This window comes from Glycomyces tenuis DSM 44171 (genome assembly GCF_000427885.1).
Lineage (GTDB): Bacteria > Actinomycetota > Actinomycetes > Mycobacteriales > Micromonosporaceae > Glycomyces > Glycomyces tenuis.
Genome location: NZ_ATYW01000005.1, coordinates 50,405 through 63,381, shown reverse-complemented (window position 1 = coordinate 63,381; position 12,977 = coordinate 50,405). Strand labels below are relative to the sequence as shown.

8 protein-coding genes and 3 pseudogenes are annotated in these 12,977 nt (G+C 71.7%); 5 read left to right on the top strand and 6 right to left on the bottom strand.

Annotation, left to right across the window (positions count from 1 at the left end):
* Positions 1–125: 125 nt before the first annotated feature.
* Complete coding sequence (locus YWW_RS0109065) at positions 126–1,712, top strand: acyl-CoA mutase large subunit family protein (RefSeq protein WP_035704279.1); 1,587 nt, start codon at positions 126–128, stop codon at positions 1,710–1,712.
* 572 nt (positions 1,713–2,284) lie between these two features.
* Positions 2,285–3,475: an amidohydrolase gene (locus tag YWW_RS0109060; protein WP_051325575.1), complete on the top strand. Its 1,191-nt coding sequence runs from the start codon at positions 2,285–2,287 to the stop codon at positions 3,473–3,475.
* A gap of 46 nt (positions 3,476–3,521) precedes the next feature.
* On the opposite strand, the gene YWW_RS0109055 is transcribed toward YWW_RS0109060, so the two are convergent.
* Entirely contained in the window at positions 3,522–3,965 is a 444-nt protein-coding gene (locus YWW_RS0109055) for a gamma-glutamylcyclotransferase family protein (RefSeq protein WP_026929871.1), read from the bottom strand.
* Positions 3,966–3,979: 14 nt separating this feature from the next.
* Between YWW_RS0109055 and YWW_RS0109050 the strand changes: the two genes are divergently transcribed.
* Complete coding sequence (locus tag YWW_RS0109050) at positions 3,980–5,413, top strand: NAD(P)H-quinone dehydrogenase (protein ID WP_081687314.1); 1,434 nt, start codon at positions 3,980–3,982, stop codon at positions 5,411–5,413.
* A gap of 37 nt (positions 5,414–5,450) precedes the next feature.
* Here the strand turns inward: YWW_RS0109050 and YWW_RS0109045 are convergent, their stop codons facing one another.
* The 3 genes and pseudogenes from YWW_RS0109045 to YWW_RS29260 all read right to left on the bottom strand — a co-directional run.
* The gene (locus YWW_RS0109045; protein ID WP_155830050.1) at positions 5,451–6,446 is read right to left on the bottom strand and encodes an L-type lectin family protein; all 996 of its coding nucleotides are present in this window, start codon (positions 6,444–6,446) and stop codon (positions 5,451–5,453) included.
* Between the two features lie 159 nt (positions 6,447–6,605).
* A complete protein-coding gene (locus YWW_RS0109040; protein WP_026929868.1) occupies positions 6,606–7,361 on the bottom strand; it encodes an ABC transporter permease subunit in 756 nt (251 codons plus the stop codon).
* A gap of 65 nt (positions 7,362–7,426) precedes the next feature.
* Positions 7,427–8,089 (bottom strand): annotated as a pseudogene (locus YWW_RS29260) (ABC transporter ATP-binding protein); the annotation flags it as partial.
* An 89-nt stretch (positions 8,090–8,178) separates the two neighbouring features.
* On the opposite strand from YWW_RS29260, the gene YWW_RS29255 reads away from it, so the two are divergent.
* Together YWW_RS29255 and YWW_RS35815 are read left to right on the top strand one after the other, a co-directional pair.
* Positions 8,179–8,970 carry a sensor histidine kinase gene (locus YWW_RS29255; RefSeq protein ID WP_051325572.1) on the top strand — a complete coding sequence of 264 codons (792 nt, stop codon included), beginning with the start codon at positions 8,179–8,181 and terminating at the stop codon, positions 8,968–8,970.
* Positions 8,967–9,593 carry a response regulator gene (locus tag YWW_RS35815; RefSeq protein WP_035698357.1) on the top strand — a complete coding sequence of 209 codons (627 nt, stop codon included), beginning with the start codon at positions 8,967–8,969 and terminating at the stop codon, positions 9,591–9,593. The genes YWW_RS29255 and YWW_RS35815 overlap by 4 nt, the downstream gene beginning before the upstream one ends.
* Here YWW_RS35815 and YWW_RS29250 read toward each other — a convergent pair.
* Positions 9,594–11,027 (bottom strand): annotated as a pseudogene (locus YWW_RS29250) (GuaB1 family IMP dehydrogenase-related protein); the annotation flags it as partial.
* Positions 11,028–11,169: 142 nt separating this feature from the next.
* Positions 11,170–12,906: pseudogene (locus YWW_RS29245) on the bottom strand (acetyl/propionyl/methylcrotonyl-CoA carboxylase subunit alpha); the annotation flags it as partial.
* Between the last annotated feature and the right edge of the window lie 71 nt (positions 12,907–12,977).

The following is a 12,977-nucleotide window of genomic DNA, read 5'->3' as shown; positions in this document are numbered from 1 at the left end:
CGCGAGGGCTCTTCACTAGTTTGCCGTGTCGTCGCCACGGTCCGCATGCCGGGCCCTCACTCGGTGCGCCCTGTTCACGAAATCGAGCCTCCCGCGCCGCTCCCCGAGCCATTAGGATCGGTGGGATGCAGCCGCCCACGCAAGGCCGCGGCGGAGTCGAGATCCGACCCGTCTACGGCCCCGAAGACCTCGACGCCGACCTGCCCGAACGGCTCGGCGAGCCCGGATCGTTCCCGTACACCCGCGGCATCCACCCCACCATGTACACCTCCCGGCCCTGGACGATGCGCCAGTACGCCGGCTTCGCCACCGCCGCCGAGTCCAACCGGCGCTACCGGGACCTCCTCGCCCACGGCACCACCGGGCTGAGCGTCGCCTTCGACCTGCCGACGCAGATGGGCTACGACTCCGACGCCCCCGAGGCCGCCGGGGAGGTCGGCAAGGTCGGCGTCGCGATCGACTCGCTCGATGACATGCGGGCCCTGTTCGACGGCATCCCGCTCGGCGAGGTCTCCACCTCGATGACCATCAACGCCCCCGCCGCGGTCCTGCTGCTGCTCTACCAGCTCGTCGCCGAGGAGCAGGGCGTCGACCCCGCCGAGCTGCGCGGCACGGTCCAGAACGACATCCTCAAGGAGTACATCGCGCGCGGCACCTACATCTTCCCGCCCGCGCCGAGCCTGCGCCTGGTCAGCGACACCTTCGCGTACTGCGCCGCCGAGCTGCCGCGGTGGAACACGATCTCGATCTCCGGCTACCACATGGCCGAGGCCGGGGCCACCCCCGCGCAGGAGCTCGCGTTCACCCTCGCCGACGGCATCGAGTACGTGAACTGCGCGCTCGCCGCCGGTCTGGACGTCGACGCCTTCGCCCCCCGCCTGTCGTTCTTCTTCGTGGCCCGCTCGGCGATCCTCACCGAGGTCGCCAAGTTCCGCGCCGCCCGCCGCCTGTGGGCCCGCATCATGCGCGAGCGCTTCGGCGCGTCCGACCCGCGCTCGCTCAAGCTCCGCTTCCACACCCAGACCGCCGGTGTCGAGCTCACCGCGCAGCAGCCCGAGGTCAACCTGGCCCGGGTCACCGTCCAGGCGCTCGCCGCCGTCATGGGCGGCACCCAGTCGCTGCACACCAACGCCTACGACGAGGCCATCGCCCTGCCCACCGACGCCTCTGCCAGGCTCGCGCTGCGCACCCAGCAGGTCATCGCCGCCGAGACCGACCTGTGCGAGACCGTCGACCCCTTCGCCGGCTCCTACGCGGTCGAGGCGCTCACCGACCGGATCGAGGCCGAGGCCGAGAGCCTCATCGACGCGGTGTTCGCGCACGGCTCGGCGACCGAGGCGATCGAGGCCGGCTTCCAGAAGGGCGAGATCGAGCGCAGCGCCTACGAGACGGCCAAGCGCATCGACTCCGGCGAGCAGATCGTCGTCGGCGTCAACGCCTACACCGCGAACGGCGGCGACGCCCCCTACAAGCCGCTCAAGGTCGACCCCGCGATCGAGGCCGCCCAGGTCGAGCGGCTCCGCGCCCGCCGGGCCGCCCGCGACGCCGCGGCCGTGGAGGCGGCGCTGGCCGCGCTGCGCGATGCGGCCCGGGGCGCGGACAACGTCCTCCACCCTCTGAAAGCCGCGCTCGCCGCGGGCGCCACGGTCGGTGAGGTATGCGGAACACTGGCGGAGGAATGGGGTCGATACGTCCCCGCCGACAGTTTGTAGTCCCATTGTCACTGAATGGCGGAAGCGCACAATCTGTCTGATGACGCCATTGCGAACAGGGTAAATACTGGTCGAGGGCGCGCTGCGGCGGACAAGTGGCGCGCATCCGGTCATTGAAATTCGGATCAGAGCCCGTAACTTTTGGTCTCGGCAAGCGTTATGCACCACAACGGCGTCCTCGGACGTACGGTCAGCAGCTGGCGCGCCACCATGCGCGCAGTCATCGATCACGCTGAGTGCCAATATGTTTCGTTTCCGCGGCGAGCGGTGTGCCACGCCTATGCGGATCGGTGCGGCGGCGTCGCTCAACCCGGCGTCCGCCGCGACGGAGAGCGATCGGGTTTAAGCTTGCCCAATCGGTCTCCTTTGGCGCTGATTCACTGATGCGAATTGAGAGGCGCGAAGGAATGTACACGCTCACTGCGGAGAATGTCGTCGAAATGGGAACAGCCACCAAATCCAATGAGGCCCAACTGTCCGGTGCGAAGTCGCCCGAGCCCCGCCTCCTGGTACCCGCTGCGCTGCCCGCGCTCGGCGCTTCACCTGGTCCCACCGCATCGGAGCCGCCCGCCATGCCAACATCGCTGCCCGAATTCCTCGACGACTGGCTGGACGCCCACTACGACGACCTCGTCGCCGACCGCCGCCACATCCACGCCAACCCGCGCCTGTCGCGGCACGAGCAGGACACCGCCGACTACGTCGCCGCGCGCCTGGCCACCGGTGGGCTCAAGCCGCAACTCATCCCCGACGGCACCGGCCTGACCTGCGACATCGGCGACGGCGACCGGGTCATCGCGGTCCGCGCCGACATGGACGCCCTGCCGATCCACGACCCGAAGGACGTCCCGTACCGCTCGACCGTCGACGGGGTGTGCCACGCCTGCGGCCACGACGCCCACACCGCGATCCTCATCGGCGTCGGCCGCGTCCTCGGCGAGCTGTCCGCGCGCGGCGAGCTCCCCGGCCGCTTCCGGCTGGTCTTCCAGCCCTCGGAGGAGCAGTTCCCCTCGGGCGCGCCCACCATGATCAAGCACGGCGCGCTCACCGACGTCGCCGCGATCTTCGCCCTCCACTGCGACCCGCAGTTCACCGCCGGGCAGATCGGCGTGCGCAACGGCCCCCTCACCGCCGCCTGCGACGTCATGGAGATCCGCATGCGCGGGCGCGGCGGCCACACCTCCCGGCCGCACCTGACCACCGACATCATCAACGCGATGGGCCGCGTCATCGTCGACATGCCCGCCCTGGTCGGGCGCCGCATCGACCCCAGGCAGGCCGTCGCGATCGTCTTCGGCGCCGTCCAGGCCGGTGAGGCCGCCAACGCGATCCCCGAAGAGGCCCTTGCGCGCGCCACCATCCGCATGCAGGGCCGCGAGACCTGGCAGATGATCCCCGACCTCGTCCAGGAGATCACCCGCTCGGTCGCCCGCTCGGCGGGCGTCGAATGCGAGATCGACTACCGGCGGGGCGTCCCGCCAGTGGTCAACGACCGGCTCGCCTCGGCGATGTTCGCCGGGGCCACCGCCGCCGCGCTCGGCGAGCAGGCCGTCGCCGAGGCCCCCATGTCGATGGGCGGCGAGGACTTCGCCTACTACCTCGAGCAGGTCCCCGGCGCGATGGCCCGCCTCGGCGTCGGCCGCCCCGGCGTGGCGTGCGACATCCACCAGGGCAACTTCGACATCGACGAGACCGCGCTGGCCCACGGCGTGCGCGTCATGGTCCACACCGCGCTCGCCGCGGCCGCCAGCCCGGCGTTCTGAGACGGAAGCGGAGGCGGCGGGAACCCGCCGCCTCCTTCACCTCACGTCATTCCGCGGTCGGGCGCTTGCGCAGCTCCTCCACGTAGTCCTGCGGCGCGCCCGCCGACTCGGCGGCGCGCATGATCTCGTCGAGGTACCACTGGCTCGGCATGCCGCCCTCGAAGCCTTCGAAGACGTAGAGCCACACCGGGCGGTTCGCCTCCAGCGTCACCGCCTGCAAGTGCATCTTCCGGTACAGCCCCGAGTTGAAGCCCTCCAGCTCGTCGAGCACCGCGCGGTCGGCCGGGTCGAGGTCGTAGAGCGCGACGAACACGCGCTCACCGGGGGCCTCCACCACCGTCGCCACCGCCGACTCCCACCCGAGGTCGGCGCCCGCGAAGGTCAGACGCCAGCCTTCGAGCCAGCCCGTCCCCACCAGCGGCGAACGCGGGCACGTCGCCCGCATGCGGGCGGGGTCTAGATTCGAGCCATAGGCGGCATAGAGATGCACGACTCGAAGATACCCTGGAACCTGCCCGCACAGCGGCATCCCCGACACCGAAAGGCGCAACAGTGGCACGAGTAGCGATCATCGGAGGCGGTCCCGCCGGATACGAGGCCGCTCTCGTGGCGTCCCAGCTCGGCGCCGAGGTCACCCTCATCGAGGCCACCGGCACCGGAGGCGCGTGCGTCCTGTCCGACTGCGTGCCCTCGAAGACCTTCATCGCGGCCTCCAACGTGCTCACCGAGATCCACGAGAGCGCCGCGATGGGCGTCGGCGCCGTCGACACCACCATCGACGCCAAGGCCGTCAACGGCCGCGTCCGCCGCCTCGCCACCCAGCAGTCCGCCGACATCGCCGAGAAGGTCGTCGCCGCCGGGGTCGACATCGTCTACGGCCACGGCGCGCTGCGCGTCGACCAGCAGTACAACTACGTCCACGAGCTGCGCGTCACCCCGCTCGAGGGCGAGGCCTACGACATGGACTGCGACATCGTCCTGCTGTGCACCGGCGCCACGCCGCGCACGCTGCCGTCCGCGCCGGTCGACGGCGAGCGCATCCTGTCCTGGCGCCAGCTCTACGACCTCGACGAGCTGCCCGAGCACCTCGTCGTCGTCGGCTCCGGCGTCACCGGCGCCGAGTTCGCCTCCGCCTACCTCGCCATGGGCTCAGAGGTCACCCTCATCTCCTCGCGGGACCGCGTCATGCCCCATGAGGACGCCGACGCCGCCGAGACCGTCGGCAAGGTCTTCCGCAAGCGGGGCATGGACATCCGCAACCACTCCCGGGCCGCGGCGGCCCGCCGCACCGAGACCGGCGTCGAAGTCGAGCTCGACGACGGCACCGTCGTCACCGGCAGCCACGCGCTCATCTGCGTCGGCTCCATCCCCAACTCCGGCGAGCTCGGCCTCGGCGAATACGGCGTCACCGTCGACGAGCGCGGCTTCATCCCCGTCGACAAGGTCTCGCGCACCAACGTCCCCGGCGTCTACGCCGCGGGCGACGTCACCGGCGTCCACGCCCTCGCCTCCGTCGCGGCCATGCAGGGCCGCATCGCGATCTGGCACGCGCTCGGTGAGGCCGTGCGGCCCCTCAAGCTCGCCAACGTCGCCGCGAACGTCTTCACCGACCCGGAGCTGGCCTCGGTGGGCGTCAGCCAGTCCGACGTCGACGCGGGCAAGGCCGACTGCCGGGTGGTGCTGCTGCCGCTGTCGTCCAACCCGCGGGCCAAGATGGTCGACCGCACCGAGGGCTTCGTGAAGCTGTTCGCGTGGAACTCCTCGGGGATCGTCGCCGGGGGCGTCGTCGTCGCCTCCCGCGCCTCCGAGCTCATCACGCCGATCGCGCTGGCCGTCGAGCAGCGCCTCACCGTCGAGCAGCTCGCCCGGACCCTGACGATCTACCCCTCGCTGTCGGGCTCGATCGCCGAGGCCGCCCGCCAGCTCATGGAGTACTGAGCGCGGGAGAGGCCCGCGGGGCCCCTCCCGCGAGCGTCTACTCGAAGGTCTCGACGCGCAGGTGGCGCAGCAGGTGGACGTCGTTGGCGCCGCCGGTGGAGGAGGCGAAGCCGAACTTGAACGTCTCGGGCGCCTCGGTCGGCATGGTGGTCTCCAGGACCCGCTGCCAGCCTTCGCCGTCCTGGAAGTCGATGTCGACCGTGACCTCGGGCAGAGGGTCGTCGGTGATCTTCAGCTTCACGAGCTGCTTGGACTCCTCGAGCGTGTCCGCGTTCAGCTCCTCGGGGAAGTCGGTGCCCCACAGCGTGTCGGTGCCTTCGGTGCCGATCTGCTCGTCGGTGGCGGTGGTGGCGAGCAGGCAGTAGCCCTCGGTGCCCGAACCGGGCCCGCGGAGCACCACGTTGTCGGGCGCGCGGTTGAAGTCGTCCCGCAGGTGCTCGGGCGCCCGCTGGTCGGCCGGGCACCCGTTGCCGCGGCCTTCGGTGTCGGCCGAGAAGTTGCCCCAGGCGTCCAGGCCGAGCCCGAGGTAGGCGCCCTCGACGCCGGGCCGGTCGTCGAACTGGGCGTAGCCGAGGCTGCCGCCGTAGGCGCCGACCTCGTCCAGTTCGGTCTCGCCGTCGACGATGAAGAACGAGATGCCGTCGGCGCCGGTGCCGCCGTACTGGTACTGGGCGAAGTGGACCTCGATGCCGCCCCTGTTGCGCAGGGCCTCGTCGTAGACGACGGCGCCGGTCTCGTACTCGCCGGTGTCGGTCAGCTGCAGGTAGCCGGGCTCCTCGCCGAACTCTGGCACCGGGCCGCCGCGTTCGTCCTCGCAGGAGCCGAAGCCGTTCTGTCCGGCCGCTTCGGTGGCGGCGGTCAGGCAGGCGCCGAGGGAGACGAAGCCCTCCTCGACCTCGGCGCCGTTGAACTGCTCAGCGATCAGCAGGGTCTTGGTCTCCGCCGCGCTCTGGGACTGCGCGGCGGCGGGGAAGGCGGCCAGGCCTGCCGCGATCGCCATCGAGCCCGCGCCGAACATGGCTGTGCGTTTCACGTGTACTCCTTCTCATCCGGTGACACGAAGCGCCGGCCGCGAAGCGGCCGGGCACGGTCGGTCGGCGCGCCGAACGGCGCGCCGACCACGGAATGAAGCTATATGAGAACTTTGAGTGATGTTCTGGCTTCGTTCAAGCGGACTGTCGCATATCGGCGCTCATGCGTCCCTGCGGCGCATCGACCACCAGGCGCCGAGCAGCGCCGCCGCCGTCCACAGCACCAGGATCCCGATCCCGGTCCAGGCGCCGTAGTCGCGACCGAACTGCGGGTCGCCCGGCACCGTCATGCGCATGACGACCATCCCGACCTGGTCGGGCATGTACTGCGCCACCGGTTTGATCGCGTCGACGTTCCCCAGGCCCTGCGAGGACAGGAACAGGACCGGCAGCAGGACCGACAGCGTGACCACGGTGCTGCGCAGCATGACCGTGAGGGCCGCCGTGAACACGCTCAGCAGGGTGAGGTGGATCCACCCGCCCAGCAGCGCCTCGATCGTCCACCATTCGGTCAGCGGCGCCGCCGCATCGCCGATCGAGACCCGGACGAGAGCGAACACCGCCGCCTCCACGATGAGCGCCGCGGCCGCGATGGTCAGGCCGAGCGCCGTCATCTTCGCGGCGAGCAGCCTGCCGCGCGAGGGCACGGCCGCCAGCGAGGCCCGGATCGTGCCCGTCGAGAACTCCGAGCCCACGGTCGTGACCGCGAACGTGACGAGCACGAGCTGCGCGGTCAGGAGTCCGAAGAAGACCGGCAGGAGCGCGTCGTCCGCCGGGCCGCCCGGGTCGAACGACCTGGCGATCAACCAGCTCAGCCCGAGCGCGACGGCCGCGAACAGGCCCAGGGTGATCGCCGTGGAGCGGACCGAGCGGACCTTCACCCATTCGGCGGCGACCGCCGATCCCAACGCGCTCATCGGCCCTCACCGGCCTGGAACTCGACCGAAGCGCCCGTCAGACGCATGAACGCCTCCTCCAGTGTCGAGCCGCTGTTCGCGGCGATGAACTCCTCGGTGGACGTGTCCGCCAGCAGGCGCCCCCGGCCGATCACCACCAGGTGCTCGGCCGTCAACGCCATCTCGGCCATGAGGTGGCTCGAGACGAGCACCGTGCGGCCCTCGGCCGCGAGGCGCTTGACCAGGTTCCTGATCCAGATCACGCCCTCGGGATCGAGCCCGTTCACCGGCTCGTCGAGGATGAGCACGCCCGGATCGCCCAGCAGCGCCGCCGCCACGCCGAGCCGCTGGCGCATGCCCAGCGAGAACGCGCGCGGGGCCTTCCCGGCGACGTCGGCCAGGCCGGTCTCGGCGAGGACCTCGCGGACCCGCGATGTCGGCAGGCCGTTCGTCTTCGCCAGCCACAGCAGATGGTTGAAGGCGCTGCGGGACGGATGCACCGCCTCGGCCTCCAGCAGCGCGCCCACCCGCGTCAGCGGGCGCTCCAGCTCGGCGTACGGCCTCCCGTCGATCAGGGCCGTGCCGCTCGTCGGCCGGTCCAGGCCCAGGATCAGGCGGATGGTCGTGGACTTCCCGGCGCCGTTGGGCCCCAGGAAGCCGGTCACGCGGCCCGGTTCGACCGTGAACGACAGGCCGTCCACCGCCACCTTCCCGCGGTACCGCTTCGTCAGCTCGTGTACTTCGATCACGCTGCCACCGTAAGAAAACAGGCGGCCGGGCGACAGTCGCCGAACGTCGCCGATCGATGCGACGAAAGATGACCCGTACGCTGAGCGGTATGACTACCCTCCTCGTCTGGCTGGCGGTGGGCATCGCACTGTGGCAGCTGCATCGGCGCACCGCGCGCGAGCGCGAGGCGGCCGTCCAGCGCGAGCGGCTCCGCATCGCCCGCGACATGCACGACCACCTCGGCCGCAGGCTCGGCCTCGCCGCCGTCCAGGCGGGGGCGCTCGAAGTCGCCGCGGGCGACCCCGAGACCAGGGCGGCCGCGCGCCGCTTCGGCGACGCCGTCCGGGACGCGGTCGACGACCTGCACGGACTGGTGGGCATGCTCAGGGACGAATCGCCCGGGCCCGCGCGGGACCTGACCGGCGTGGCCGCGCTCGTCGGCGACGCCGAAAGGGCCGGGACCGAGGTCGAGCTGGTCCAGCGCGGGACGCCGACCGTGCTGCCGCCCATGGCGGACCGCGCGGCCTACGCGGTCGTGGAGGAAGGGCTCGCCAACGCGGCCAAGCACGCGCCCGGAACGCCGGTGACGGTCTCGATCACCTGGGAGGACGACGCGCTCCTCGTAGGCGTGTCCAACCCTGTGCCGGACCCGCTCGCCGAGCCGGTCGGCGGCGAGGCCGGGCCCTCCGGCGGCTTCGGCCTGGCCGGCCTGGGCGAGCGGCTCGCCTCGGCCGGCGGCCTCCTCGACGTCCGGACCGCGGACGGCCGCTTCCAGCTCAGCGCCATGCTCCCGGTGACCGAGTCGCGGCGGTCCCGAGGCGCGGTGCTGGCCGGGGTCGTCACGCTCGTCGTCCTGCTCGGGATCATCCCGGTGAGCGCCGTCACGGGAGCGCAGCCGTGATCCGAGTCCTGGTCGCCGACGACGAACCGCTCGTCGTCGAGGGCATCCGCACCGTCCTCGAATCGGCCGGGGACATCACCGTGGCCGCGACCGCCCACGACGGCCGCGAGGCGCTCGCCGCCGCCGACGGCGTCGACGTGGCGCTCCTCGACCTCAACATGCCGGGGCTCGGCGGCCTCGACGTCCTCGAACGCCTCGGCGGCACCCGCGCGCTCGTCCTGACCTCCTTCGGCGACCAGGACAACGTGCTCGCGGCCGTCGAGCACGGCGCGGCCGGGTTCCTGCTGAAGACCTGCGCGCCGGAGGAGCTCATCCGCGCCGTCCGAGCCGTCCACGACGGCGAGGCCTACCTGTCCCCGGCGGTCACCAGACTCATCCTCGGCATCGTCGCGCCCCGGTCCGTGCCGAGAAGGCGCGACGCCGTCGAGCGGCTCTCACGCCTGGCCGTCCGCGAACGCGAGGTCCTCGACCTGCTCGCCGAGGGCATCCCGAACGCCGAGATCGCGCGCCGCGCCCACATGAGCGAGGCCACCGTCAAGACCTACGTCAGCCGCATCCTCGCCAAGCTCGGATGCGACAACCGCGTCCAGGCCGCCCTCCTCGCCCGCGACGCCCGCGCTTAACCAGCCGCTCGGCACCGGCGCGCCCTCGGTGTACCCGGCCGCGGACTGCACGCCGACGGCCGCGCGCTCGTGGAACTCGGCCAGGTTCGTCGCGCCCGCGTACGTCGCCGCCGAGCGCACCCCCGCCACGATCGAGTCGAGCAGGTCCTCCACGCCGGGCCGCTTCGGGTCCAGGTACATCCGGCCGCTCGAGATGCCCTCCTCGAACAGCGTCTTGCGGGCCTGCTCGAACGCCGAGTCCGAGGAGCTGCGCGCCTTCACCGCCCGCGCCGAGGCCATCCCGAAGCTCTCCTTGTACGGCCTGCCGTCCGCGTCGTAGTGCATGTCGCCGGGCGACTCGTGCGTCCCGGCGAACCAGGAGCCGATCATGACGTTCGAGGCGCCCGCCGCCAGCGCCAGCGCCACGTCGCGCGGATGCCGCACGCCGCCGTCGGCCCACACGTGCCTGCCGAAGCGCCGCGCCGTCGCCGCGCACTCCAGCACCGCCGAGAACTGCGGCCTGCCCACGCCGGTCATCATCCGCGTGGTGCACATCGCGCCGGGGCCGACGCCGACCTTCACGATGTCGGCGCCCGCGTCGACCAGGTCCGTCGTCCCCTCGGCGGTGACCACGTTCCCGGCCGCGATCGGCACGTCCGGCGCGGCCTTGCGGGCCAGCTTGAGCGCGTCCAGCATCTTCTCCTGGTGGCCGTGCGCGGTGTCGACCACGATCAGGTCCGCCCCGGCCTCGACCAGCGCGGTGGTCTTGCCGGTGACGTCGCCGTTGATGCCGATGGCGACCGCCAGGCGCAGGCGCCCGGACGCGTCGGTGTTCGGCGTGTACAGCGTGTTGCGCAGCGCCCCCGGTTTCGTCAGGACCCCGTGGAGGCGCCCGGTGTCGTCGAGGACGGGCGCGAGCTTGACCTTGGCGTCCTCCATGATCTGGAAGGCGTCGGCGTCGCTGACGCCCTGCGGGAGCGTGACGAGGCGGTCGGAGGCGACCTGCTCGAGCTGGGTGAAGCGGTCGACGCCGCGGCAGTCGGCCTCGGTGACCACGCCGAGCGGCCGGTACTCGGAGTCGACGACGATGACCGCGCCGTGCGCCCGCTTGGGGAACAGCGCGATGGCCTCGGCGACGGTCGCGGTCGGCGGCAGCGTCAGGGCGGTGTCGCAGTCGAGCGGGCGGGACTTGACCTTGGCGATGACGTCGGCGACGACGTCGACCGGGATGTCCTGGGGGATGACCGCGAGCCCGCCGCGGCGGGCCAGCGTCTCGGCCATCCGGCGGCCCGAGACGGCCGTCATGTTCGCCGCGATGATCGGGACGGCGTTGCCGGTGCCGTCGGCGGTCGCCAGGTCCACGTCGAGGCGGGAGGTGACCGCCGAGCGGTTGGGGACCATGAAGACGTCCGCGTAGGTGAGGTCGTGTCCGGGCTGGTCGTCGATGAAACGCATGGTGCTGGGCCCCCTAGGTGTGTACGGCTCCGTGTCCGCCGCCGGGCACTGTAACCGGTTCGCACGCCGCCGTCGTAGTGGTTGTGGTGCTACGCACAACGACTTCCATTGTCTCGCGGGAGGGGGGTGAGCGTAAGTCCGTAATCTGACAAATCGGCGCGCCGGCCGAGACGACGTCGCCGATGCCCACTTCCAGGCCCGAGACGGTGCCGGACTTGTGCGCCTCGATCGGCTGCTCCATCTTCATCGCCTCGAGGACCACGATGGTGTCGCCCTTGACGACGCTCTGGCCGTCGGCGACGGCGACCTTGACGATGGTGCCCTGCATCGGCGAGGGGAGGTTGTCCCCGCCGACGGCCGGGCCCGCGTCGGCCTTCTTCTTCGGGCCCCGCTTGCGCGGCTTCGAGGACGCGGCCGGGCTGAGCAGCCCGGCGGGGATCGACACCTCGAGGCGCTTGCCGCCGACCTCGACGACGAGGCTGGTGCGGTCCTCGGCCTCCCCGAGGTCGCCGGCGGCGGCGGCGTCGAACGGCGCGAGCGTGTTGTCCCACTCGGTCTCGATCCAGCGCGTGTGGACCGTGAACTCCTCGGCGAAGGCCGGGTCGTCGATGACGGCCCGGTGGAACGGCAGCACCGTGGCCAGGCCGTCGACCTCCATCTCGGCCAGCGCGCGCCGCGAGCGCCGCAGGGCCTCCTCGCGGGTGGCGCCGGTGACGATGACCTTGGCCAGCAGCGAGTCGAAGTTCCCGTCGATGACGGTGCCCTCCGCGATGCCGGTGTCGACGCGCACGCCCGGCCCGGACGGCAGGGACAGCTTCGTGACGGCGCCGGGGGCGGGCAGGAAGCCGCGGCCAGGGTCCTCGCCGTTGATGCGGAACTCGATGGAGTGGCCCCGCGGCTCGGGGTCCTCGGTGAGGTCGAGGGTCTCGCCGGAGGCGATGCGGAACTGCTCGCGGACCAGGTCGAGCCCGCTGGTCTCCTCGGAGACGGGGTGCTCGACCTGGAGGCGGGTGTTCACCTCGAGGAAGGAGATGGTGCCGTCAGTGCCGACGAGGAACTCGACGGTCCCGGCCCCGTGGTAGTCGGCCTCTCTGCAGATCGCCTTGGCGGCACTGTGGATCGTGGCGCGCTGCTCGTCGGTCAGGAACGGCGCGGGGGCCTCCTCGACGAGCTTCTGGTGGCGCCGCTGGAGGGAGCAGTCGCGGGTGCCGACGACGATGACGTTCCCGTGCGTGTCGGCCAGGACCTGGGCCTCGACGTGGCGGGGGCGGTCGAGGTAGCGCTCGACGAAGCACTCGCCGCGCCCGAAGGCGGCCTCGGCCTCGCGGACGGCCGACTCGAACAGCGCGGGGATCTCATCGCGGTCGCGGGCGACCTTGAGGCCCCTCCCGCCGCCGCCGAAGGCGGCCTTGATCGCCACCGGCAGGCCGTGCTCGTCGGCGAAGCCGAGGATCTCGGCGGCGTCCTTGACCGGCTCCTTGGTGCCGGGCACGAGCGGGACGTCGGCCCGCATGGCCAGGTGGCGGGCGGTGACCTTGTCGCCGAGGTCGCGGATGGACTGCGGGGTGGGGCCGATCCAGGTGATCCCCGCGTCGATGACGGCCTGGGCGAACTCGGCGTTCTCCGAGAGGAAGCCGTAGCCGGGGTGGACGGCGTCGGCCTCCGAGCGCTCGGCGATCCGGATCAGCTTGTCGATCCGCAGGTAGGTGTCGACCGCGGTGGTGCCGTCGAGGGCGAACGCCTCGTCGGCCAGGAGAGTATGGGGGGCGTCGCGGTCGCCGTCGGCGTAGACGGCGACGGACTCGAAGCCGGCGTCGCGGCAGGCCCGGATGACTCTCACTGCGATCTCGCCGCGGTTGGCGATCAATACCTTGCGCACGTCCCGCAGTGTAGTTGCCGAGTCTCCGCGAAAGTGCGGACGCCGTCGGCGACAGCTCGCTCGAACCGGCA

What these genes read in the sequence shown, in the direction of transcription:
- YWW_RS29255 (WP_051325572.1), top strand. Translation starts at nt 8,179, where the DNA reads ATGACTACCCTCCTCGTCTGGCTGGCGGTGGGCATCGCACTGTGGCAG.
- YWW_RS0109040 (WP_026929868.1), bottom strand. Translation starts at nt 7,361, where the DNA reads ATGAGCGCGTTGGGATCGGCGGTCGCCGCCGAATGGGTGAAGGTCCGC.
- YWW_RS0109060 (WP_051325575.1), top strand. Translation starts at nt 2,285, where the DNA reads ATGCCAACATCGCTGCCCGAATTCCTCGACGACTGGCTGGACGCCCAC.
- YWW_RS0109065 (WP_035704279.1), top strand. Translation starts at nt 126, where the DNA reads ATGCAGCCGCCCACGCAAGGCCGCGGCGGAGTCGAGATCCGACCCGTC.